Here is a 21,215-nt window from a genome sequence, read left to right on the forward strand (position 1 = left end):
CTCGAAGTCCCGATCCTGCGGTAACCAACCCGCGCATATCAGACTGACAACGCGTCGACACGACACGCTCGACACCACCGACACACTCATCTGGTCAACGAAGCGGCGGCCGCGGCGACGGTCGCGGCCGCCGCTTCACCCTGCCCATATTGACAATCACCACGCCATATCAGTACAGCACCTTGCGGACGGCGTCCTCGTTGTAGCGCGCCTCGAGTTCTTCCAGGCTCCAGTCGTAGCGGATGGCCTTGGCCAGTTGCGCGACGCTGGGCACCGCGGTCGGATTCCAGGTCGACGGGTCCCACGCGTCAGAGCGCAGAAAAGCCTTGGCGCAGTGGAAGAACACCTCCTCGACATCGATCTCGAGGGCGAGGATCGGTCGTTTACCCTTGACGGCCATCGCATCGAAGTAGTCGGCGTCGGAGAGGATGCGCGCGGATCCGTTGATACGCAGCGTGTCCCCGCGGCCGGGGATCAAGAACAGCGTGCCGACGTGCGGCTGCTGCAACACGTTGAGGTAACCGTCGACGCGCTTGTTCCCTGGCCGCTCGGGTATCGCGACCGTGGTGTCGTCGATGACGTGCACGAAGCCAGGTGGATCGCCCTTCGGCGAAACGTCGACGCGGCCCTGCGCATCGGTCGTCGCGACGAAGCCGAGCGGGGAGTGCGCCAGCCAGTCGCGGTGAATCGGCGACAGTCGGTCCCGCACCTTGTTCGCGACGTACTTGTCGGGCTCACCGACAATCGCCCGCAACTGGTCGACGGTGGTCACTTCTCGGCGCATGGCTAACCGTACCGCGCGGTCAGCGCGCGCCGGTCCACCTTCCCGATGCCGCGGTGCGGCAACTCGTCGACGATGTGCACCTCGCGCGGCGCTGCCGTGACGGACAGGGTGGCCGCGACATGCGTGCGCAGATCCGCCAACGTCGGTGCGTCAGCACCTGATGCGACGACGATCGCTGCCGCCACCCGCTGACCCAACCGGTCGTCGGCCACCCCGAACACCGCGGCCTCCGCGACCGCCGGATGCGTCGCCAGTGCGGCCTCCACCAACTGCGGCAGCACCGTCAGACCCCCGGTGCTGATCGCATCGTCCACCCGGCCCAGAACCTGCAACACACCCGAATCGTCAACGACGCCAATGTCATCGGTGCGAAACCAGCCCGGATCGGCGAACGGATCCGGCTGCACCGGGTTGCGATAGCCCTTGGCCAGCGTCGCCCCGCCCAGCACCACGCGACCGTCGTCGATGCGCACCCGCACCCCGTCGAGGGCCACTCCGTCGTACACGCATCCGCCCGCGGTTTCACTCATCCCGTACGTCCGCACCACCGAAACACCTGCCGCCGAGGCTCTTTCGGACACTCCGGCAGGCATCGGTCCGCCGCCGATCAACACCGCGTCCAGCGACGCGAGCGCCGCGGCCGCGTCCGGATCCCGCAGCGCCTTGTCCAACTGCGCCGCCACCAACGACGCATATCGGCGGCCCGGGCCCAATGCCGCCACGGCAGAGACCAATTCGGCGACATCGAACCCGGCGGACACCGCGACCGGTGTGGTGCCTGCGGCGACACTGCGTATCAACACCTGCAGGCCGGCGATGTGGTAGGCGGGCAGCGCGAGTAGCCACGTTCCCGATCCGCCCAACCGCCGATGAGTCGCATCGGCACTGGCTGTCAACGCCGCCGCGGTGAGCATCGCCCCCTTGGGCACGCCCGTTGTGCCCGACGTCGACACGACCACCGCTACGTCATCGTCGATCGGCTCGCCGGCCCGCAAAGACGTTGTCAGCAACGATGTTTGGCGCTCGTCGTCGGCCGGTACCGGCAGCATGCAGAACCGGCCGGCGAGCGCATCGGCCACCGCAGGCAGCAGTGACAGCGCGGACTGGCCTGACGGGACGGCGACGGGGCGTAGGTCGGCTATCCGGACTCCTCGTCGTCGCGCGGTTCGTCCAGCGGCCAGCCTTTGGCGGCCAACCGATTTCGCACCCGCTCGACATCTTCGGGTGCGGGCAGTTCGTCGGTGATCTGGGTGATGAGCACGCCGATGTCGACGGGATCGAATTCGTCGCGATTCGTCAGTTCCGCCGCGACCGTCTTCACCTCGTCGTCGGTCAACCGCCGCTTGAGGAGCGCGAACAGCGGGACCCGGTCCGGGCCCGGCACGCCCTCAGGATAGCCGGCGGTGATCCACGCCACGATCCTGGCGAGAAACCTGGTCACAGTGTCACCTCCATGCCGGATCGATCGTAGTGCTCGGACCTGGCAGCATCGCACGCCAACGGTTGCGGGCCAGCCGGTGAACACTTGGTGAACACCTGTGCGAGCGCGGCAAAATCACTGGTCGGACCGCACCCAACAGGCGGCGGGTCGTTAGGCAAATGCCAGCTTCGCAACGCAGAATTAGCGCCATGAGCGCAGAGACGATCATTCTGCTGCTGCTGATAGCAACAGCACTGGCGTTCGACTTCACCAATGGGTTCCACGACACGGGCAACGCCATGGCGACGTCGATTGCCACGGGCGCTCTCAAGCCGAAGACCGCCGTGCTGTTGGCGGGCGTCCTCAACCTGGTCGGCGCCTTCCTCTCGGTCGAGGTCGCCGTGACGGTGACCACCTCGGTGCTCAAGGTCCAGGACAGCAAGACCGGCCACCTGATCCCGACGATCACACCGTCGATGGGCCTGACGATCATCTTCGCCGGCCTCATCGGCGGCATCCTGTGGAACCTGCTGACATGGCTGTTCGGCATCCCGTCGAGTTCGTCGCACGCGCTGTTCGGCGGTCTGATCGGCGCGGGCCTCGCCGCGCTGGGCACCGCGGGTGTGAACTGGGCCGGCATCACGTCGAAGGTGCTCATTCCCGCAGTCGCCGCGCCGGTGATCGCCTGCGTCGTCGCCGCCGCAGGCACCTGGCTGGTCTACCGGATCACCCGCAACGTCATGGCCAAGCGCCGTGAACAAGGTTTCCGCTGGGGCCAGATCGCCACCGCGTCACTGGTTGCGCTCTCGCACGGCACCAACGATGCCCAGAAGACCATGGGCGTCATCGCGCTCGCTCTGATCACCACCGGCCATTTGACCGGCGACGTGAAGAAGGACGGCCTGCCGTTCTGGATCATCGTCAGCTGCGCCCTCGCCATCGGGCTCGGCACCTACATCGGTGGCTGGCGGGTGATCCGCACGCTCGGAAAGGGTCTCGTCGAGATCGAGTCACCGCAGGGCCTGGCCGCGGAAGCCTCCTCGGCGGCGATCATCCTGAGCTCCAGCGCCGCGGGCATGGCGCTGTCCACCACCCACGTCGCGACGGGCTCGATCCTGGGCGCCGGCGTCGGCAAGCCAGGCGCCGAGGTCCGTTGGGCGGTCGCGGGTCGGATGGTCGTCGCGTGGCTGATCACCCTGCCCGCCGCGGCTTTGGTTGGGGCACTTGCCTATTGGCTGTCCAGCGGAGTCGAATCGGTCACCGGTTCGGACCTGGCAGGCGATGGGTTGATCTTCGTCATCCTGGTCGCGTTGTCCGGTTACCTGTGGTGGCGGGCCCAGCAGCAGAAGATCGACAGCCGCAACGTCAACGCCGACTGGGACGACACGACGAACTCCGTCGTGCCTGCCGAAGTGCGGGAGCCGTCGAAGGAAATCAAGCGCAAGGCCGGGGTCTGAGTCGATGTCCTATCTGGAAGCCATCATCAAGGTCCTCATCGTGGGGATGATCCTCGGCGCCGGACTGCCCGCGGTCTTCGCGGCGGGCATGGTCGCCTTCTCGGCGGGCGAGGGCGGAGAACATCCGGACGGCACCGTCAGCGCGCCCAACCCGGCGCTGAAGTACCTCGGGCTCGCCTTGTTCGCGGTCGTCGGCGCCGTGGTTGTCATCGCGATCCTGTGGATCACGCGGACGACGATCATCCACCACTTCGGTATCGACCCGTTTCCCATGCTGAGCAAGTGAGTTGGAGCTGATGACCCAGAACCGCAGTGTCATGGACAACGTGCTCGGCTGGCTGCACGACGGCTACCCGGAAGGCGTTCCGCAGAAGGACTACTTCCCGCTGCTGGCGCTGCTGAAGCGGTCGTTGACCGAAGAAGAGGTCGTCAAGGCCGCGCAGGCCGTCCTGAAGGCCAGCGACTCCGACACCGTCACCGAGGGCGAGATCCGCGACGCAGTGCACGCGGTGATCGAAAAGGAACCCAACCCCGAGGAGATCCACCAGGTCGCGGCGCGGTTGGCGTCGGTCGGGTGGCCGCTGGCGGCGCCTGCCCGCTGAACTCAGCGCCTGCTGTCGCGTCGCAGCGGGTGATCCTCGGGCACCTGCACGAAGATCAGCAGCACCCCGTCGGGGTCGACGACGTGCAGTTCGTGCAGCCCCCACGGTTCCTGCTTGGCCTCGCGGGCGATGTCGACGCCGCGGCCGATGAGTTCCTGTTCGGTGGCGTAGACGTCGCGGACCTGAAGCCACATCGTGCCGCCCGCACACGGTGAGCCGTGGCCCGCGAGTTCGATCAGCGACTGCCCGGCGTAGAACACCGTGCCCGCCCCGTAGTCGCGGGCGATCGCCAGACCGAGTCGGTCGCGGTAGAACTGCAGCGACGTCTCGTAGTCGGCCGGCCGAATGAGCATCCGGCTGGCCAGGATCTCCATGGGTCCGTGTCTATCACGCCGACTCAGCCGATTCGGCGCCCGACACCCTCCCAATATGGTTCCCGCAGCGTGCGCTTGAGCAGTTTGCCGCTCGCCGTGCGCGGCAGCGTCTCGACGAAGTCGACCGATTTGGGCAGCTTGAAGCCGGCCAGTCGGGCGCGGGCGTAGCCGATGAGGTCGGCCGCGCTCACCGCGGCGCCCGCGGCGGGCACCACCACGGCCTTGACCGCCTCGCCCCATCGCGGGTCGGGGACACCGATGACCGCCACGTCGGCCACGGCCGGATGGGTCATCAGCACGTTCTCGACTTCGGCGGGCGAGACGTTCTCACCGCCCGACACGATCATGTCCTTCACCCGGTCGCGCAGGAAGAGGTAGCCGTCGTCGTCGACGTAGCCGGCGTCGCCGGTCTTCAGCCAGCCGTCGGGAGTGAGCGCGGCGGCCGTCGCATCGGGGTTGTTCCAGTAGCCGAGCATGTTCTGCGCCGACCGGGTCCACAACTCACCGACGGTGCCGCATGGCACGTCGACGCCCGATTTGTCGACGACTCTGACGTCGACCCACGGATACGGCTTGCCGCACGACCGCAACAGCTCCGGCCGGTGCACCGGGTCGTGATCGTCGAGTTGCGTTATGGAGCCGGTGGTTTCGGTCAACCCGTAGACCTGCAGGAACTCGCAGCCGAACCGCTGCAGCCCCTTCACCAGAACGTCGTCGGTGATCGGCGACGCGCCGTAGACGATCGCCCGCACGCTGGAGAAGTCGGCGTCGCCGGGGGTGGCAAGCAGCATCTGGATCACCGCGGGCACCAACAGCATGTTGGTGATGCGGTGGCGCGCAACGGCATCGAGGATGGCGGGCGGATCGACGTCGCGCAGCACCACCGTCGGGCAGCCCTCGGCGAGGCCGACCAGCGCCCACCCCGAGCCCGCCATGTGGAACATCGGCATCACCGCGAGGCTGACACTGTCGGCGTCGAACCGCCACCGCTCTGCGATGCCGGTGGCCTTGCTGAAATAGTTGTCGTTGCTCAGCATGACGCCCTTGGCCGGGCCGGTGGTACCCGAGGTGTACATCAGGAACGCGACATCGCCGGATTCCGTTGTGACGCCGGGGTCTTCGGCAGGACAATCGGCGATCCACCACTGGAAGTCGGGCCAGCGCGGATGCTCACCGATCGCGACGACGCCGGCCGCCAAATGGTCCTCGATGGCCTCGACATGACCGAAGAACTCCGCGCCGACGACCACGGCCTTCGCCTGCGCGTCGTCGACGATGTGCAGCATCTCGGGTGGGGCCAAGCGCCAGTTCACCGGCACACCGATGGCGCCGAGTTTGGCGAGCCCGAACACCACGTCGAAGAACTCGGCGCCGTTCTTCTCGATGAACGCCACCCGGTCCCCGACGCCGACGCCGGCAGCCGAAAAAGCCTGCGCCGCTTTATTGCTGCGGGCGTCGAGTTCGGCGAAGGTGATCGAGCGGTCACCCACCACGAGCGCGACCGCGTCGGGCCGCGTGCGGGCGTGCACACGGACGATATCGGCGATCGTGGTGACTGTCGGTGGCGGCATCGTCAGTCGGTCGGCTGTACTCGCTGCCGCTTCATGATCGCGTCGACAGCGTTGGGCGCGAAGCTGTTCACAGCGTGCGCGGTGACGGCCATCCTGGGCGCGATGCGCACCGGACGCGTGCGCGCGGCGGTGATCATCCAGTCCGCGGCCTCGGCGGAACTCAGTCCGGGCAGGCCGTCGTAGGCGCGGGTCGGCGCGATCATGGGCGTCTTCACCAGCGGGTAGTACAGCGTCGTGGAATGCACCCCCTTGTCGGCCCATTCGGTTTCGATCACCCGACTGACCGCCGACAGCGCGGCCTTCGACGCGTTGTACACGGAGAACAGCGGCGATGATTCGCTGAGCACGCCCCAGGTCGACACGTTGATGATGTGCCCGTCGCCGCGTTCGATCATGCTTGGCGCGATGCCGCGGATCAGGCGCAGCGGCGAGTAGTAGTTCAGCGTCATCGTCCGCTCGACGTCGTGCCAGCGGTCCAGCGACTCGGCCAGCGGTCGGCGGATCGACCGACCGGCATTGTTGACCAGAATGTCCACCCCGCCGAGGTCCTGCTCGACCTTGGCGACCAGTTCGTCGACGGCGTCCAGGTCGGACAGGTCCACGGCGTGCGCCTTCGCCTCGCCGCCCGCTCCGGTGATGCGGTCGACGAGCGCGTCGAGCAAGTCCTGCCTGCGCGCCACCACGACCACACGTGCGCCCCGCAGGGCGAACTTCTCCGCTGCCGCCTCGCCGATGCCCGACGACGCGCCCGTCAGCAGTACCCGCTTGCCGGTCAGGTCGATCGGGTTACGTCGACGGCGCAGTGCCTGCTCGGTCAACGCCGGTCGCATGCTGTTCAGCAGCAAACTCTCGGACAACCGGCGCAGCGGACTCTTGCTCACGAACCCTGAGTTTAGGTGGGCTATTTTCCTCGGCCCGCGCGCACTCAGCGCGAGCAGGTCTCGTATCGGTTGATCAGCGCCTGTTCCGGCGGGATCGGCTTGTACACCAGCGGGGCGTGCCTGGTGCAGCCGCCGATGGTCACCGAAACCCGCCCGCGGGCTATCCCGAGGGCGCCGATGTGGCCGGAGGGCTCGTCGCTGGCCGTGTACAGGACGGGTGCAGGCAGCGTCGCGACGATCGGCAGATGCCGCTGCGCCAACTGCAGAGCCACGGCGACGTCGCGTGAGCGCGTCGTCTCCTCGGAGAAAAAGACCGGCGGGGTGTTGGGCCGGTTGATCTGCAGCCGGACGAAGTGGGGGATGGTCTGGTCGGCGTTCAGGCGGTTCCACACGTCGAGTTCGGCGGGTGTCGGCAGCCGTCGCGATGTCACGATCTGTGCTGGATGGTCCTTACCCGCGTTCAGCGTCCAGTCGATTCCGGCCAGATGCGAAAACCGCTCGGCGAGCGCGCGCGCGGTTGCGGCGACGCCCGTGTAGTCGGCACCCCCGTTGAGGGTGATGGTGGCGTGATTGGAGTGACCGAACTCCTGGATCGGCATCTGACCGCCCGGATGCTCGATGGTTGCCCGGAAAGTCACTGTGGCGCCGGGGAATTCACGCCGCAACGCCACCCATTCGTTCGCCTGCCGTACGATCTGGTCGGTGTTGACGATGGGCAGCCGCCCGTTGTCGACGGCGAACCGGTTCCAGCCGCGCCGCACGTCCAACTCCGCGCGGTAGCCGGCGTACTTGCCGGTGCGAAGCTGCCGCAGATACCTGGCCGTGATCATCTTGAGTTGCTCGCCGGTGAGGTTCTCGGCGACGTCGAGGTAGACGGAGAAGTACACCAGGCCCTGCGGGCGGCTGTCGGCGAAGTCGAAGCTCGCATGGACGACGCCGGGCATCTCGCGTAACCGGTCGGTGAACGACGCGACGTCGGCGCGGCGGTCGGGCGGGTTGGTGCCGCAAGCGGCCAGCAGGACGGCGAGCAGCGCGACGACCCCGGCGAGCAGGCGGTTGCGGTGCGCAGTGAACATCGGCGCCGAGTGTAGGTGGAGTCCCTGGCGACGAGCATCCGGGCGCGCCATCGTCCCGTTCGACAAGATTCTGCATAGCGGACTATAGTTCTGCTCGTTCGTGGAGGGGAGTATTCCTCGCGCGGCACCGTCGTCATCACGGAAGGCCCCATGGCCGACCCGGCGGTGTCGGTCCCGGCCAAGGCCGCGGGCGGAAGAGACCTCCGGACTGTTGCTTCATGCCGTCCGGAGGTCGACTGTGGTTTCTGTTGTCTCACCGCTGGTTTGGGTCGTCACCGTGGTGGCGTTGCTCGCGATCATCGTGCTCGATCTGACCGTGATCGCCCGCAGGCAGCGCACGGTCACCACCGCCGATGCCGTCCGCTGGGTGCTCGTCTACGTCGGGTTGGCCGCGGCGTTCGCCGCGGGACTGTTCATCTTCCTACCGGGCGCCGCCGGCCAGCAGTTCGTCGCGGGCTACATCACCGAGTACAGCCTCAGCGTCGACAACCTGTTCGTCTTCATGATCATCATGGCCCGCTTCGGTGTACCCGCGCTGGCGCAGGACAAGGTGCTCTACATCGGGATCGTGCTGTCGCTGGTGTTCCGCGCGGTGTTCATCTTCGCGGGCGCGGCGGCGATCGCCGCGGCGAGTTGGGTGTTCTACATTCTCGGCGGTTTCCTGTTGTACACCGCGATCCAGTTGGCGTTGGAGGATCCCGACGAGGAACCGGATTTCCACAACAACGCGGCGCTGAAGTTCCTGCACCGGATCCTGCCGATCAGCGAGGACTACGACGGCAGGCGGTTACTCACGCGCGAGGGCAAGCGCCGCATGTTCACCCCGCTGGTCATCGTGATCGCGGCGATCGGCATGGCCAACGTCGTGTTCGCGCTCGACTCGATTCCGGCGATCTTCGGGCTGACCAGCGATGCGTACATCATCTTCACGGCCAACGCGTTGGCGCTGATGGGGTTGCGGCAGCTGTACTTCCTGATTGAGGGGCTGCTGGAGAAGGTCGTGTACCTGAGCAAGGGGCTGGCCGTCATCCTCGGGTTCATCGGCGTGAAACTCGTCATCGAGGCGCTGCACGGTTCGCATCTCGACGAGTTCGGCTCGTTCCATCTGCCTGAGATCGGCACGGTGACGTCGCTGCTGTTCATCGTCGCGACGTTGGCCGTCACGACGGTGCTCAGCGTGTTGAAGACGAACCGGGAGATCCGCCGCGCCGCCGAAGCCGAGTGATTTGTGCGCCCCTAGAAGTAGCGGGGGAACGGCGTCCAGTCCGGGTCGCGCTTCTCGAGGAACGCGTCGCGGCCCTCGACGGCCTCGTCGGTCATGTAGGCCAATCGCGTTGCCTCACCGGCGAACAGCTGCTGGCCGACCAGCCCGTCGTCGGTCAGGTTGAACGCATACTTGAGCATCCGGATCGCCTGCGGCGACTTGCCGTTGATGGCCGACGCCCATTGCAGGCCAATGGTTTCCAGGTCGGCATGGTCGACGACCTCGTTGACCGCGCCCATCGCGTGCATCTGCTCGGCGTCATAGGGCCTGCCGAGGAAGAAGATCTCGCGGGCGAACTTCTGACCGACCTGCTTGGCCAGATACGCGCTGCCGTAACCGCCGTCGAAACTGCCGACGTCGGCGTCGGTCTGCTTGAACCGGGCATGTTCGCGGCTGGCCAATGTCAGGTCGCACGTCACGTGCAGGCTGTGCCCGCCGCCGGCCGCCCACCCGTTGACCAGGCAGATGACCACCTTCGGCATGAAGCGGATCAGCCGCTGCACCTCGAGGATGTGCAGTCGGCCCGCGCGGGCCGGGTCGACCGTCTCCGCGGTTTCACCGGAGGCGTACTGGTAGCCGCTGCGGCCCCGGATGCGCTGATCGCCGCCGGAGCAGAACGCCCAGCCGCCGTCCTTGGGTGACGGCCCGTTGCCGGTCAGCAGAATGACGCCGACGTCCGACGACATCCTGGCGTGGTCGAGCACCCGATACAGTTCGTCGACGGTGTGCGGGCGGAACGCGTTGCGCACCTCCGGCCGGTCGAAGGCCACCCGCACCGTCGGCTGCGGCTTACCGTCGACCACATGCCGGTGATAGGTGATGTCGGTCAGGTCGAAGCCGTCGACAGCCCGCCACAGCGACGGGTCAAATGGGTTGTCGCTCATGCGGTTACCCGATCCAGCCGAAACACCGGACAGGTGCCTGCGAGCTTTTCGAACTCGTCGGGATTGGGGCCGGTGACCAGGCCCGCGTTCTTGATGAAGCTGACGCCGGTCGGCACCTTGATCGGGAATTCCCGCAGCAGCGGCCGGGCCTGTTCGGGCGTCATCTCGACCAGTCGCACCCGCTCGCTGCGGCGGCCGCGGTGCAGCGTGCCTTCACCGGCGGCCCTGGCGTTGGCCGTCCAGTCCGCGCCGGGCAGGCCGCCGACGATGTACTCCTCACCGTCGACGGTCATCGGCGTCACGGGCGTCGAGCGCAGCTTGCCGGTCTTGCGGCCGGGCACCGTCAAGACCACCGGGCCGAAGCTGACACCGAGCCGCTGCACCCCGATCATCACCTTGTTGACGTACTTCAACCACCATGGCGGCTGAATGCGCTCGCTCTTGGACATGCCCGTAACGCTACTCAAACGGGGTCGACGCGGAACTCGGGCAGGCGGCTCGCCACGATCAGCACACCTGGGTCATATCGTCACACCGTGGTCGGCGACGGCCGTGCGCAGACCGTCGGTCCGTAGAGCCGTCGGCAGCGGGTCGACGAGGCTGAACCGGCAGCCGATGGCGCGGGCGCCGCCGTCGGCCTCGTCGCTGTCGCCGACCATCACCGCGCGCTCGGCGTGGACGCCGAGGCGGGACAGCGCGGTCTGGAAGATCGCGGCGTCCGGTTTGACGGCGCCCACCTCGAAGGAGAGCACGAATTCGTCGACGAAGTCGGTCACGCCCAGTGCGGCGAACGCCGGTCGGACGTCGAACGCGATGTTCGACACGACGGCGGTCTTGATGCCCTGCCGGTGCAGGCCGGCGAGCACATCAGCGGTGTCCGGATACGGCGTCCAGTTCATCGGGTCGATGACCAGGCCGTAGAGCGCCTCGGCGTGGTGGTCGGCGAGTCCGGATTCCCGGAGCACGTGCAGGTAGGCCTCGCGGTGCAGGTGTGGTGCCAGGTCGCGGTTGACCCACGCGTGGTAGGCGTCGGGCGGCATGTCGACGTGCTGGCCGGTGGGCGCGGTCAGCCTGCGCATCAACTCGGCCTGTACATGACCGTCGATCTGACGCTCGTCGACCTCGATGCCGGCGAACCAGCTGGCGTCCTCTTCGAGGCGAAACAGGGTGCCCGAGTAGTCGAACAGAACGGCGTCCACCCGGCCCATCCTAACCACGGACCCGAGCCGCCTTGTCCTGCAATACTTCTCGTTCCCGCTCGTTGTCGGTCAGCGTGGCGGCCCGGGCGAACTCCTCGGCGGCCTCAGCGTATCGGCCCAACCGCGACAATAACTCTCCACGCACACTGGGCAGCAGGTATGAGCCGTCCAGCCCGTCGATGCCGTCGACGATCTGCAGCGCCTCAGCGGGATTCGAGGCCATCGCCACCGCCACCGCGCGGTTGAGTTCGACCACCGGGGACGGCGCCACCTGACGCAGCCCGTCGTAGAGCAGCACGATGCGCGCCCAATCGGTGCCGGCCGCGGTCGGCGCGACGGCGTGGCATTCGGCCAGCGCGGCCTGCAATGCGTACGGCCCCCAGCCGGTTCCCTTGCGCTGCAACGCATCAGCGGCGCGCTCCAAAGCGGCCACCCCACGCTGGATCTGCGCGCGATCCCAGCGGGCGCGGTTCTGGTCCTCCAGCAGAACCGGTCTGCCGTCGGCGTCGGTGCGGGCGGCGAACCGCGACGACTGGAACTCCATCAGCGACACCAGGCCGTGCACCTCGGCCTCGTCGGGCACCAGCGCGGCCAGCACCCTGCCGAGACGCAGCGCCTCATTGCACAACTCGTCGCGAATCCACCGCTGCCCGAACGACGCCGAATAGCCCTCGTTGTAGATCAGGTAGATCACGGCCAGCACCGCCGACAGCCTGCGCGGGTACTCCGAGGCGTCCGGCACCTCGAACGGCACCTTCGCCGCGGCCAGCGTCTTCTTGGCGCGGGTGATGCGCGCGGCCACCGTCGCCGTCGAGGTCAGAAATGCGCAGGCGATCTCGTCGGTGCTCAGGCCGCCCACCACCCGCAGCGTCAACGCGATCTGGCCCTCGCGGGACAGCACCGGATGTGACGAGATGAAGATCAACCGCAGCACGTCGTCGTCGATGCGGTCGGGATCGGCGCCTTCGGACACCTCGGTCTCCAGGTCGCGAGCCAGCACCGCGTATTTGGCGTCGAGGTTCTCCTGGCGGCGCCAATGGTCGATGGCCTTGCGCTTGGCGACGGTGGTCAACCACGCGCCTGCGTTGCGTGGCACCCCCGACGACGGCCACTGCGTGAGCGCGTCGACCAGGGCGTCGGCCGCCAGATCCTCGGCGAGGCCGACGTCGCCCACCACCCGCGTCAGTGTCGCGACGATCTTGGCGGCCTCCATCCGCCATACCGCGTCGACGGTCTGGTGTAGATCCGGCACGTGCCCATTGTGCCGACCGGGTCAGCCGCGCAGTGCCGCGGTGGCGCCGGCGAACATCGTCGACTTGATCGCCTGCAGGGTGCCGGGGTCCTTGCCCTTCAACGGCGCGACCAAGTCGACGGCCGTCGAGACCACCTTGTCCTCGGACGCGGTCGCGGTCACCAGGCCGATCGCCTCGGCATCGGCGCCGCCGTACCGGCGACCGGTCGTCATCGCCTCGACGGCCGCCGCGGGTGTCAGCTTGGCCTGGATGAGCGCGGCCATGCCCGGCGTGAACGGAATGTGGATGTCCACCTCGGGGAAGCAGAAGAAGCCGCGGTCGACGCGCATCACGCGGAAGTCGTGCGCCATGGCCAGCATCGAACCGGCGCCGAACGCGTGGCCGTTGATCGCGGCCACCGTCGGGACGGGTGCGACCAGCACGCGGGCGAGCAACCGCTGCACCTGGTCGACGTACCACTCGCCGCGGTCACTATGGGCGCCAAGCCAATCCAGGTCCAAACCGTTGGAGTAGAACTTGCCGTCGCCGGTGGTGACGAGCGCCTTGGCCGCGCCGGCGTCGACGCGGTCGAGGAAGCCGTTGACGGTGTCCAGCCACTCCGGCGAGAACCGGTTCTCATCGTCGCCGAGGTTCAAAACGGCGATGTCATCGGTGATTTCGAGATGTGCGGGCATCCTTCTCCTCCTTGAGGGACAAAATCGCCGCGACGGCTGCCGCGAGTCGGCGGCGGGTGGCGGCGGTCGGTGGCATCGGCCTGCGCAGCATCAGACCGGTCGGCAGGCCGACGACGCAGTCCTCGATCACCGCGACGGACGCGGCGTCCTTGCGATCCCACATCGCGACGGAAAGCCGAATCAGCATGTCGCGCAGGTCGTCCTGCAGCGCGGTGAGTTCGGTCTGCACGTCGGCGGGTGCGTCGCCCATCACCTCGTCGCGCGTGATGGCCAGCCACAGTCGCGCCGACGCCGGGTACTGCTCGCTGAACACTGCGGGCGCGTCGGCGGCGGCGATGACGGCGCGCACGGGGTCGGCCGCGGCGTCGACGGCCTGCTTCTGCAGGGTCAGGAAGCGGCGGGCGGCCCGCACCCAGGCGCGGCCGACGAGACCGCCGCGGGAACCGAATGCGTGATAGATGGCGCCGTTGGAGATGCCCGCGCGTTCCGACACCGCGCGGATGGTGACGGCGGTGAGACCGCCCTCGACGGCGAGGTCCTCGGCCGCGTCGAGCATCGCGTCGCGGTCGTACACCTGCGGCCGGGGCATGCGCCCGAACATAACAGAGCAGATGCTCTGTTATCAAATGGGTGCATGACACGCCGAGGCAAAACGGGCGCCGGCAACCATCGGAGGCGGACAGTAGTGCTATGGCACACAGGCTGGTCATCGCCTACCGCGAAGGGCGAAAGGCGTTCGGGCAGACGCTTCTCAACCCCTACGCGGGGATGGGTGATCGTGCCGTCGCGCGGATGTGGCGGCTCGGTTGGCAACGCGCCGCCGAGGAGAGTCGCGGCATCCCGCCCGAGGCCGAACGCATCGAGCGGTTGCGCGCCGAGATCGACGCGCTACTCGACTAACCCTTTTTCCGCGTGGGCCCACACGTCAGTAGCGGATGACCGTGTCTGTACGCCGACACGCCGCGTCTGCGTGTACAAAAGCGGTCGCTCGCGCAAGGGAAGTCAGCCGACGGCACGGTCGGCGCCCGCCCAGAACTGCGCGCGCACGGCCTTCTTGTCCGGCTTGCCGAGCGCGGTCACCGGCACGGAGTCGACGACGATCACCTGCTTCGGCGACTGCACCGAACCCTTGCGCTCCTTCACCGCGGCCTGGATCTCGGCGGTCATCCGCGCGACGGCCTCATCGGACCGGTCCGCGTCGGGTCGCAGCACCACCACCGCGGTCACGGCCTCGCCCCACTTCTCGTCGGGTGTGCCGATGACGCATACCTGCGCGACCGCAGGATGCTCTGCGACAACGTCTTCCACCTCACGCGGGAACACGTTGAACCCGCCGGTGACGATCATGTCCTTGGTCCGGTCGACGATGTACCAGAAGCCGTCCTCGTCCTCGCGGGCCAGGTCGCCGGTGTGCATCCAGCCGTCCCTGAACGTCTCCGCCGTCGCCTCCGGCTTGTTCCAGTACCCGCCGGAGACCAACGGACCAGACACACAGATCTCGCCGACTTCGCCCTGCGGCACCGGGTTTCCGTCACCGTCCAACAACGCGGTGCGGGCGAACACCGTCGGCCGGCCGCACGACGTCAACCGCTTTTCGTCGTGGTCGCCCTTGGGCAGATAGGTGATCACCATCGGCGCTTCAGACTGCCCGTAATACTGGGCGAAGATCGGGCCGAACCGGCGGATCGCCTCGGCCAGACGCACCGGGTTCATCGCCGAAGCGCCGTAGTACACGGTCTCCAACGACGACAGGTCGCGGGTGTGCGAATCCGGATGGTCCATCAGCGCGTAGATCATCGACGGCACCAGCATGGTCGCCGTGATCCGTTGCTCCTCAATGGTTTTCAGCACCTCGGCCGGATCGAACTTGGTGAGCACCACCAGCTGACCGCCCTTGATGATCGTCGGCACGAAGAACGCCGCGCCCGCATGCGACAGCGGCGTGCACATCAGGAACTTCGGCCGCTCCGGCCATTCCCACTCGGCGAGCTGGATCGTCGTCATCGTGGTGATCGACTGCACCGTGCCGATCACGCCTTTGGGTTTGCCGGTCGTGCCGCCGGTGTAGGCCATCCCGCCGATGTGATCCGGCGGCAGGTCGGCGGCCACCAATGGCTTGGGCGTGTACTTGGCGGCCTCGGCGGTCAGGTCCACCGCGACGTCCGACAACTCGGGCGGCACCGGGCCGATGGTCAGCACCTGCTTGAGGCCGGGCACCTTGTCCAGCAGGCCCTTGGCCCGCTCGACGAACATTGGATTCGGGTCGATGATCAGCGAGCTGACCCCGGCATCGTTGAGCACATAGGCGTGGTCATCCAGCGACCCGAGAGGGTGTAGTGCCGTGCGGCGATAACCCTGGGTCTGGCCGGCGCCGAGGATCATCAGCACCTCGGGCCGATTCAACGACAACAAGCCGGTCGCGACACCTGAGCCCGCGCCCAGCGCCTCGAAGGCCTGAATGTACTGGCTGATGCGTTCGGCCAGCTGACCGCCGGTGAGCGTGGTGTCCCCGAGGAACAGCACCGGCTTGTCCTTGTTGCGCTTCAGCGCCCCGACGGTGAGATGGCCCGAGTGGATGGGATAGCGCAGCAAGTCGTCCGACGAGCGCTCGCGCGAGGAGACATCAGCGTGGCTCATGCCTTCAGATTAGAACGTGTTACAGAAATGGTTTCAAGCGCCGCCGCTCCGGGCTTACTCAAGACGTGACCGAGCAGCGCCTGCGGGCCGCGATCATGAACCTCGCCCGTCAGCGAGGCCCGACGAAAACCATCTGCCCGTCCGACGCCGCGCGGGCCGTCGGCGGCGACGACTGGCGCGACCTGATGGAGCAGGCCCGCGACGCCGCGCGGGCGCTGGCCAAGGCCGGCGAGGTCGAGATCACCCAGCAGGGCAAGGTGCTCGACCCCGACGCGGCCTGGCGCGGACCGATCCGGATCCGCGCCACCTAGCCAGCCAACCCGCCGAAACGGCATTCCAGCACGCTGTTACTCGAACTTTCCGTGCGGGAATGCCGTTTCGGCGCACCCAAGACTCAGCGGCCCGCCGCCTTGGCCGCCTGATCGGCGATCTTCTGCGCCAGGTCGGCCCGCCACTGGATCTCCTTCTTGATCCACGGGTTGTCCGGGGCGAACTCCTCGGCCTCGGACACCCGCCGCACCTCGAGCTTGACGCCAGGGCCCAGCGGGCACTTCCGCGCCCACTGCTTGGCCTCTTCCTTCGACGACACGTCGATGATCCAGAACCCGTTGAACAACTCCTTGGCCTCGGTGTACGGGCCATCGGTGACCACCGGCGGGTCGGCGTCGAAGTCGACGACGAAACCCTCCTCGGGTCCCGTCAGACCCTCGCCGGCCAGCATCACACCGGCCTTGATGAGCTCCTCGTTGTAGCGGCCCATCGACTCGATGATCTGGTCGAAGTCGATGTTCTGCTCGGCCATGGCCTGCTCGGCCTCTGGGGTGGACCGCATGATCAGCATGTAGCGCGACATTGTTGTCTCCTTCTAGTCGGGAAGGGGCCCGTCTATCGTGCCCTCGCACAGACGTCGAACGGCCACCGACCAGAATCGACACGGCGGCCGAAATTCCTCAAGAAATTTTTCGCCCACTGCGAGGATGTCGGCATGCCCACAGCTGACCTGGTCTTTCGCGGAACCGTGCTCACCGTCGACGAACGCCGACCCACCGCGGAGGCGCTCGCGGTGGCCGACGGCCGCATCGTCGCGGTCGGCTCGCGCGCCGACATCGACAGCTGGATCGGCCCGGACACGCAGACGATCGACCTCGGCGACGGCTGCGTGATGCCCGGACTCGTTGAAGCCCACGGGCATCCGATGATGGAGGCGATCGTGCTCTCCGACCGGATGGTCGACATCCGGCCCGTCACGATGACGAACGCCGACGACATCGTCGCCGCGATCCGCGCCGAGGTCGACAAACGCGGTGAAACCGGCGCCTACCTCAACGGCTGGGATCCGCTGCTGCAACCGGGCCTGCCGGAGCCGACGCTGGCCTGGCTCGACGACGTCGCCCCGGACACGCCGCTGGTAATCGTCCACAACTCCGGGCACAAGGCGTTCTTCAACAGCGCCGCCGCCAAACGCGTCGGCCTGACCCGCGACACCCCCGACCCGAAGGGCTCGCGCTACGGCCGCGACGCCAACGGCGACCTGGACGGCACTGCCGAGGAAACCGGCGCGGTGTTCAGCCTGCTGACCGGTGCGATCCAGCCGAGCGACTACCCCGCGATGCTGCACGCCGAACTGGCGCGACTCAACCGCGCAGGCCTGACCACATGCTCGGAGATGGCGTTCGCGCCCCCGTTTCGGCCGGTGCTGGAGCAGATGCACGACGACCTCACCGTGCGCCTGCGGGTATACGAGATATCCAACGCCGACATGACGACGGATATGACGCCCGACAACGGCGACGATCTGGTCCGGCAGGTCGGCATCAAGATCTGGGTCGACGGCTCACCGTGGATCGGCAACATCGACCTGTCCTTCCCGTATCTGGACAGCGACGCCACCCGCGCCATCGGCGTCGCACCGGGCTCCTGCGGGCACGCCAACTACACCCGCGAGCAGTTGACCGAGATCGTGCACACCTACTTCCCGCAGGGCTGGCCGATGGCGTGCCATGTGCAGGGCGACGCAGGCGTCGACACGATCCTCGACGTCTACGAGGACACGCTCAAACGCTGGCCCCGCGACGACCACCGGTTGCGTCTCGAGCACGTCGGCGCGATCCGCGACGAACAACTGCAACGGGCACACGACCTCGGCGTGACGTGCAGCATCTTCGTCGACCAGATCCACTACTGGGGCGACCTGATCGTCGACGGCCTGTTCGGCGCCGACCACGGAAGCCGTTGGATGCCATGCGGTTCCGCGCTCGCCACCGGGATGCGGATCTCGCTGCACAACGATCCGCCGGTCACCCCGGAGGAGCCGCTGCGCAACATCAGCGTCGCGGCCACCCGGATCGCGCCGAGCGGGCGCGTGATCGGACCCGAACAGCGGATCACCGTCGAGCAGGCCATCCGCGCGCAGACCCTCGACGCGGCGTGGCAGTTGTTCGCCGACGACGTGATCGGCTCGCTGGAGGTCGGCAAGTACGCGGACATGGTGGTGCTGTCGGCCGATCCGCGTGCTGTGCCGCCGGCACAGATCGCCGATCTGGAGGTTCGCGGAACTTTCCTGGCTGGCAGGCAGGTTTATGGCACGCTCTGATCATGGTCGACCTGCCTGAACCGCGTTTCCTCGACGAACGCACCGCCCACTGGGCGCAAGCCAAACCCGACGAAGAAGCGTTCACGTATCTGGACCGCACCTGGACCTGGTCGGAGTGGAACGACCGGGTCCGCAGGCTCGCAGGCGCGCTGCAAGAACGAGGCATCAAGCGGGGCGACGTGGTGGCGTTCCTGGACAAGAACCACCCGGCCTGCGTCGAGTTGACCATCGCCGCCGCGTCGCTGGGAGCGGCCAACGCCATCATCAACTTCCGGCTGGCCGCCGACGAACTGGACTATGTGCTCAACGACTCCGGCGCCAAGCTGCTGATCGTCGGCGAGGAACTCAAACCGGGCGTCGACAAGATCCGCGACGGTCTCCCCAACGTCGAGCACGTCATCACCGTGACCCCCGAGGGCGGCGACGGTGACGAGTACGAGGCGCTGCTGGCCGGGGCGACGCCCGTCGGCCGCAGCGACGACGTCGAACCCGACGACGTCTGCATCATCATGTACTCGTCGGGCACCACCGGACGCCCCAAAGGTGTCGAACTCACGCAGGCGAACATCATCGCGCACACCGTCAACGCGCACGAGGGCTTCGAGTTCGACGAGGGCGACAAGAACATGGTGTCGATGCCGCTGTTCCACGTCGGCGGGTCGTCGTATGTGCAGTTCGGCATTCACGACGGCTTCCCGAGCGTGATGACGCGCGACGTCGACGGCATGACGCTGGCGGGGGCAATCCTCAAGGGCGCCAACAGAACTTTCCTGGTGCCCGCCGTGCTGGCCAAGGTGCTCGAGTCCGGTGAGGACGCCGTGAAGCTGTTCGGTGCGCTGAAGACGTATGCCTACGGGGCGTCGCCGATGCCGCTGCCGCTGCTGCGGGCGGCGCTGAAAGCGTGGCCGAACACCGACTTCATCCAGGCCTACGGGTTGACCGAAGTGTGCGGTGTGATCAGCCATCTGCTGCCGGAGGCGCACCGAGACCCCGGTAAGGAGGAACGCCTTTCCAGCGCGGGGACGTTGGTGCCCAATGCCGAGGTGCGGGTGGTCGACCCGGACACGCTGCAGGACGTGCCCGAGGGCGAGCAGGGCGAATTATGGTTCCGCACACCGCAATTGATGAAGGGTTACCACAACAAGCCGGAGGCCACGGCCGAGGCGATCACCGAGGACGGCTGGTTCCGCACCGGCGACATCGGCCGCGTCGACGACGGCGGCTTCATCTTCGTCGAGGATCGACTCAAGGACATGATCATCTCCGGCGGGGAGAACATCTACTCGATCGAGGTGGAGCGGGTACTCGCCGAACACCCCGCGGTGGTCGACGTCGCGGTGATCGGGATACCGGACGAGAAGTGGGGCGAGGTTGTGAAAGCCGTTGTCCAGCTTGAAGGTGAGGCCTCCGAACAGGAGCTGATCGCGTACTGCCGCGAACATCTGGCCGCCTACAAGTGCCCGAAGACCGTCGACATCAAGGAGGAGTTGCCGCGCAACCCGACCGGCAAGATCCTCAAGAAGGATCTGCGCAAGCCGTACTGGGAGGGCCGCGACCGCGCGACGGTCTAGCCTGGGAGCCGTGATCCCGCCGCTGGACGACCTGCTGGACCGCCTGCACGTCGTCGCGCTGCCGATGCGAGTTCGGTTCCGCGGCATCATGGTTCGCGAGGTCGCGCTGTTCGACGGGCCGGCAGGCTGGGGGGAGTTCGGACCGTTCCTGGAGTACGAGCCGCCGGAGGCCGCGCATTGGCTGGCCGCGGCCATCGAGGCGGCCTACGGGCAACCGCCCGACGTCCGGCGTGATCGCATCCCGGTGAACGCCACCGTGCCCGCCGTCACCGCCGACCAGGTGCCCGCGGTGCTGGCCCGGTTTCCCGGTGCGCGTACCGCGAAGGTGAAGGTAGCCGAACCGGGCCAGTCGCTGGCCGATGATGTGGCGCGGGTCAACGCCGTTCGCGCGCTGGTGCCGATCGTGCGTGTCGACGCCAACGGCGGCTGGACCGTGGATGAAGCCATCGCGGCCGCGGAAGCATTGACCGCCGACGGGCCGCTGGAGTACATCGAGCAGCCCTGCAAGACGGTGCCCGAACTCGCCGACGTCAGGCGTCGCGTCGATGTGCCGATCGCCGCCGACGAGAGCATTCGCAAGGCCGACGACCCGCTGCACGTGGTGCGCGCTGACGCCGCCGACGTCGCGGTGCTGAAGGTGGCGCCGCTGGGCGGGGTGCGCAAACTGCTCGAGATCGCCGCGCGGATCGACATCCCGGTCGTGGTGTCCAGCGCGCTGGATTCGGCCGTCGGCATCGGTCAAGGTCTGTTGGCCGCGGCGGCATTACCTGACCTGAGGCACGCGTGCGGGTTGGGCACCGGGGGGCTGTTCGTCGACGACGTCTGCGCACCAGAGCCACCCGTCGACGGGTATCTGCCGGTCAAAAGGGTGACACCCGAGCCGGGCCGACTGGACGCACTGAAGGCCTCGGCGGACCGCAGGCAGTGGTGGATCGACCGCATCGCGGACTGCTACCGCGTGAAACTCGAGTAAGC

24 protein-coding genes are annotated in these 21,215 nt (G+C 67.4%); 9 read left to right on the forward strand and 15 right to left on the reverse strand.

Annotated features, from left to right (window positions below; translation table 11 throughout):
- Positions 1-169: 169 nt before the first annotated feature.
- Genes C1A30_RS08010 through C1A30_RS08020 form a run of 3 tightly spaced genes read right to left on the reverse strand, consistent with a single transcriptional unit; the run spans position 170 to position 2,225 of the window.
- Positions 170-784 (reverse strand): pyridoxamine 5'-phosphate oxidase family protein, encoded by a 615-nt coding sequence (locus C1A30_RS08010; protein WP_101947762.1) that lies wholly within the window; start codon positions 782-784, stop codon positions 170-172.
- 2 nt (positions 785-786) lie between these two features.
- Positions 787-1,926, reverse strand: a complete 1,140-nt coding sequence (gene menE / locus C1A30_RS08015; protein WP_101947763.1) for an o-succinylbenzoate--CoA ligase — start codon at positions 1,924-1,926, stop codon at positions 787-789.
- A complete protein-coding gene (locus C1A30_RS08020) occupies positions 1,923-2,225 on the reverse strand; it encodes a DUF3349 domain-containing protein (protein WP_101947764.1) in 303 nt (100 codons plus the stop codon). The genes menE and C1A30_RS08020 overlap by 4 nt, the downstream gene beginning before the upstream one ends.
- Before the next feature lie 188 nt (positions 2,226-2,413).
- On the opposite strand from C1A30_RS08020, the gene C1A30_RS08025 reads away from it, so the two are divergent.
- The 3 genes from C1A30_RS08025 to C1A30_RS08035 are packed head-to-tail and all read left to right on the forward strand — an operon-like array spanning position 2,414 to position 4,263.
- Positions 2,414-3,661 (forward strand): inorganic phosphate transporter, encoded by a 1,248-nt coding sequence (locus C1A30_RS08025; protein WP_101947765.1) that lies wholly within the window; start codon positions 2,414-2,416, stop codon positions 3,659-3,661.
- Between the two features lie 4 nt (positions 3,662-3,665).
- Positions 3,666-3,947 (forward strand): hypothetical protein, encoded by a 282-nt coding sequence (locus C1A30_RS08030; RefSeq protein ID WP_101947766.1) that lies wholly within the window; start codon positions 3,666-3,668, stop codon positions 3,945-3,947.
- A gap of 10 nt (positions 3,948-3,957) precedes the next feature.
- Positions 3,958-4,263: a DUF3349 domain-containing protein gene (locus C1A30_RS08035; protein ID WP_101950050.1), complete on the forward strand. Its 306-nt coding sequence runs from the start codon at positions 3,958-3,960 to the stop codon at positions 4,261-4,263.
- Positions 4,264-4,265: 2 nt separating this feature from the next.
- Here the strand turns inward: C1A30_RS08035 and C1A30_RS08040 are convergent, their stop codons facing one another.
- Genes C1A30_RS08040 through C1A30_RS08055 form a run of 4 tightly spaced genes read right to left on the reverse strand, consistent with a single transcriptional unit; the run spans position 4,266 to position 8,165 of the window.
- Complete coding sequence (locus C1A30_RS08040; protein ID WP_101947767.1) at positions 4,266-4,637, reverse strand: VOC family protein; 372 nt, start codon at positions 4,635-4,637, stop codon at positions 4,266-4,268.
- Positions 4,638-4,660: 23 nt separating this feature from the next.
- Positions 4,661-6,208 carry a long-chain-fatty-acid--CoA ligase gene (locus C1A30_RS08045; protein ID WP_101947768.1) on the reverse strand — a complete coding sequence of 516 codons (1,548 nt, stop codon included), beginning with the start codon at positions 6,206-6,208 and terminating at the stop codon, positions 4,661-4,663.
- A 2-nt stretch (positions 6,209-6,210) separates the two neighbouring features.
- Entirely contained in the window at positions 6,211-7,089 is an 879-nt protein-coding gene (locus C1A30_RS08050) for an SDR family oxidoreductase (protein ID WP_101947769.1), read from the reverse strand.
- Between the two features lie 44 nt (positions 7,090-7,133).
- Positions 7,134-8,165: a hypothetical protein gene (locus C1A30_RS08055; RefSeq protein ID WP_101947770.1), complete on the reverse strand. Its 1,032-nt coding sequence runs from the start codon at positions 8,163-8,165 to the stop codon at positions 7,134-7,136.
- Between the two features lie 238 nt (positions 8,166-8,403).
- Between C1A30_RS08055 and C1A30_RS08060 the strand changes: the two genes are divergently transcribed.
- Complete coding sequence (locus tag C1A30_RS08060; RefSeq protein WP_101947771.1) at positions 8,404-9,390, forward strand: TerC/Alx family metal homeostasis membrane protein; 987 nt, start codon at positions 8,404-8,406, stop codon at positions 9,388-9,390.
- 11 nt (positions 9,391-9,401) lie between these two features.
- Here the strand turns inward: C1A30_RS08060 and C1A30_RS08065 are convergent, their stop codons facing one another.
- The 6 genes from C1A30_RS08065 to C1A30_RS08090 all read right to left on the reverse strand — a co-directional run bounded on the left by C1A30_RS08065 (position 9,402) and on the right by C1A30_RS08090 (position 14,028).
- A complete protein-coding gene (locus tag C1A30_RS08065; RefSeq protein WP_101947772.1) occupies positions 9,402-10,313 on the reverse strand; it encodes a 1,4-dihydroxy-2-naphthoyl-CoA synthase in 912 nt (303 codons plus the stop codon).
- Positions 10,310-10,762, reverse strand: coding sequence for a nitroreductase/quinone reductase family protein (locus C1A30_RS08070; protein ID WP_101947773.1), 453 nt, complete (start codon positions 10,760-10,762; stop codon positions 10,310-10,312). The genes C1A30_RS08065 and C1A30_RS08070 overlap by 4 nt, the downstream gene beginning before the upstream one ends.
- A 72-nt stretch (positions 10,763-10,834) precedes the next feature.
- Positions 10,835-11,521: an HAD family hydrolase gene (locus C1A30_RS08075; protein ID WP_101947774.1), complete on the reverse strand. Its 687-nt coding sequence runs from the start codon at positions 11,519-11,521 to the stop codon at positions 10,835-10,837.
- 1 nt (position 11,522) lies between these two features.
- Complete coding sequence (locus tag C1A30_RS08080) at positions 11,523-12,725, reverse strand: RNA polymerase sigma factor (protein WP_101947775.1); 1,203 nt, start codon at positions 12,723-12,725, stop codon at positions 11,523-11,525.
- 60 nt (positions 12,726-12,785) lie between these two features.
- Positions 12,786-13,439 carry an enoyl-CoA hydratase-related protein gene (locus tag C1A30_RS08085; protein ID WP_101947776.1) on the reverse strand — a complete coding sequence of 218 codons (654 nt, stop codon included), beginning with the start codon at positions 13,437-13,439 and terminating at the stop codon, positions 12,786-12,788.
- Complete coding sequence (locus C1A30_RS08090; RefSeq protein WP_101950051.1) at positions 13,411-14,028, reverse strand: TetR/AcrR family transcriptional regulator; 618 nt, start codon at positions 14,026-14,028, stop codon at positions 13,411-13,413. Before C1A30_RS08090 ends, C1A30_RS08085 begins: the two co-directional genes overlap by 29 nt.
- A 101-nt stretch (positions 14,029-14,129) precedes the next feature.
- Here C1A30_RS08090 and C1A30_RS08095 point away from each other — a divergent pair, with 101 nt between their 5' ends.
- Positions 14,130-14,339: a hypothetical protein gene (locus C1A30_RS08095; RefSeq protein ID WP_067808567.1), complete on the forward strand. Its 210-nt coding sequence runs from the start codon at positions 14,130-14,132 to the stop codon at positions 14,337-14,339.
- 102 nt (positions 14,340-14,441) lie between these two features.
- On the opposite strand, the gene fadD8 is transcribed toward C1A30_RS08095, so the two are convergent.
- On the reverse strand, positions 14,442-16,076 hold the full coding sequence (fadD8, locus tag C1A30_RS08100) for a fatty-acid--CoA ligase FadD8 (RefSeq protein ID WP_101947777.1): 1,635 nt from the start codon (positions 16,074-16,076) through the stop codon (positions 14,442-14,444).
- Positions 16,077-16,141: 65 nt separating this feature from the next.
- Here fadD8 and C1A30_RS08105 point away from each other — a divergent pair, with 65 nt between their 5' ends.
- On the forward strand, positions 16,142-16,387 hold the full coding sequence (locus C1A30_RS08105) for a DUF3253 domain-containing protein (RefSeq protein ID WP_101947778.1): 246 nt from the start codon (positions 16,142-16,144) through the stop codon (positions 16,385-16,387).
- An 83-nt stretch (positions 16,388-16,470) separates the two neighbouring features.
- On the opposite strand, the gene C1A30_RS08110 is transcribed toward C1A30_RS08105, so the two are convergent.
- Complete coding sequence (locus C1A30_RS08110) at positions 16,471-16,929, reverse strand: YciI family protein (protein WP_101947779.1); 459 nt, start codon at positions 16,927-16,929, stop codon at positions 16,471-16,473.
- 132 nt (positions 16,930-17,061) lie between these two features.
- Between C1A30_RS08110 and C1A30_RS08115 the strand changes: the two genes are divergently transcribed.
- The 3 genes from C1A30_RS08115 to C1A30_RS08125 are packed head-to-tail and all read left to right on the forward strand — an operon-like array spanning position 17,062 to position 21,213.
- Complete coding sequence (locus tag C1A30_RS08115) at positions 17,062-18,669, forward strand: amidohydrolase (protein WP_101947780.1); 1,608 nt, start codon at positions 17,062-17,064, stop codon at positions 18,667-18,669.
- Between the two features lie 2 nt (positions 18,670-18,671).
- On the forward strand, positions 18,672-20,240 hold the full coding sequence (locus C1A30_RS08120; RefSeq protein ID WP_101947781.1) for a long-chain-fatty-acid--CoA ligase: 1,569 nt from the start codon (positions 18,672-18,674) through the stop codon (positions 20,238-20,240).
- A 10-nt stretch (positions 20,241-20,250) separates the two neighbouring features.
- Positions 20,251-21,213, forward strand: a complete 963-nt coding sequence (locus C1A30_RS08125; RefSeq protein ID WP_101947782.1) for an o-succinylbenzoate synthase — start codon at positions 20,251-20,253, stop codon at positions 21,211-21,213.
- Positions 21,214-21,215 lie beyond the last annotated feature (2 nt).

The sequence above is a fragment of the Mycobacterium sp. 3519A genome (assembly GCF_900240945.1).
Lineage (GTDB): Bacteria > Actinomycetota > Actinomycetes > Mycobacteriales > Mycobacteriaceae > Mycobacterium.

Excerpts from the sequence above, each read along its gene's own strand:
- C1A30_RS08030 (WP_101947766.1), top strand. The coding sequence starts at position 3,666 with ATGTCCTATCTGGAAGCCATCATCAAGGTCCTCATCGTGGGGATGATC.
- C1A30_RS08055 (WP_101947770.1), bottom strand. The coding sequence starts at position 8,165 with ATGTTCACTGCGCACCGCAACCGCCTGCTCGCCGGGGTCGTCGCGCTG.
- C1A30_RS08010 (WP_101947762.1), bottom strand. The coding sequence starts at position 784 with ATGCGCCGAGAAGTGACCACCGTCGACCAGTTGCGGGCGATTGTCGGT.
- C1A30_RS08070 (WP_101947773.1), bottom strand. The coding sequence starts at position 10,762 with ATGTCCAAGAGCGAGCGCATTCAGCCGCCATGGTGGTTGAAGTACGTC.
- fadD8 (WP_101947777.1), bottom strand. The coding sequence starts at position 16,076 with ATGAGCCACGCTGATGTCTCCTCGCGCGAGCGCTCGTCGGACGACTTG.
- C1A30_RS08040 (WP_101947767.1), bottom strand. The coding sequence starts at position 4,637 with ATGGAGATCCTGGCCAGCCGGATGCTCATTCGGCCGGCCGACTACGAG.
- C1A30_RS08035 (WP_101950050.1), top strand. The coding sequence starts at position 3,958 with ATGACCCAGAACCGCAGTGTCATGGACAACGTGCTCGGCTGGCTGCAC.
- C1A30_RS08045 (WP_101947768.1), bottom strand. The coding sequence starts at position 6,208 with ATGCCGCCACCGACAGTCACCACGATCGCCGATATCGTCCGTGTGCAC.
- C1A30_RS08085 (WP_101947776.1), bottom strand. The coding sequence starts at position 13,439 with ATGCCCGCACATCTCGAAATCACCGATGACATCGCCGTTTTGAACCTC.
- C1A30_RS08090 (WP_101950051.1), bottom strand. The coding sequence starts at position 14,028 with ATGCCCCGGCCGCAGGTGTACGACCGCGACGCGATGCTCGACGCGGCC.
- C1A30_RS08025 (WP_101947765.1), top strand. The coding sequence starts at position 2,414 with ATGAGCGCAGAGACGATCATTCTGCTGCTGCTGATAGCAACAGCACTG.
- C1A30_RS08080 (WP_101947775.1), bottom strand. The coding sequence starts at position 12,725 with ATGGAGGCCGCCAAGATCGTCGCGACACTGACGCGGGTGGTGGGCGAC.
- C1A30_RS08065 (WP_101947772.1), bottom strand. The coding sequence starts at position 10,313 with ATGAGCGACAACCCATTTGACCCGTCGCTGTGGCGGGCTGTCGACGGC.
- C1A30_RS08120 (WP_101947781.1), top strand. The coding sequence starts at position 18,672 with ATGGTCGACCTGCCTGAACCGCGTTTCCTCGACGAACGCACCGCCCAC.
- C1A30_RS08110 (WP_101947779.1), bottom strand. The coding sequence starts at position 16,929 with ATGTCGCGCTACATGCTGATCATGCGGTCCACCCCAGAGGCCGAGCAG.
- C1A30_RS08115 (WP_101947780.1), top strand. The coding sequence starts at position 17,062 with ATGCCCACAGCTGACCTGGTCTTTCGCGGAACCGTGCTCACCGTCGAC.
- C1A30_RS08075 (WP_101947774.1), bottom strand. The coding sequence starts at position 11,521 with ATGGGCCGGGTGGACGCCGTTCTGTTCGACTACTCGGGCACCCTGTTT.
- C1A30_RS08095 (WP_067808567.1), top strand. The coding sequence starts at position 14,130 with ATGGCACACAGGCTGGTCATCGCCTACCGCGAAGGGCGAAAGGCGTTC.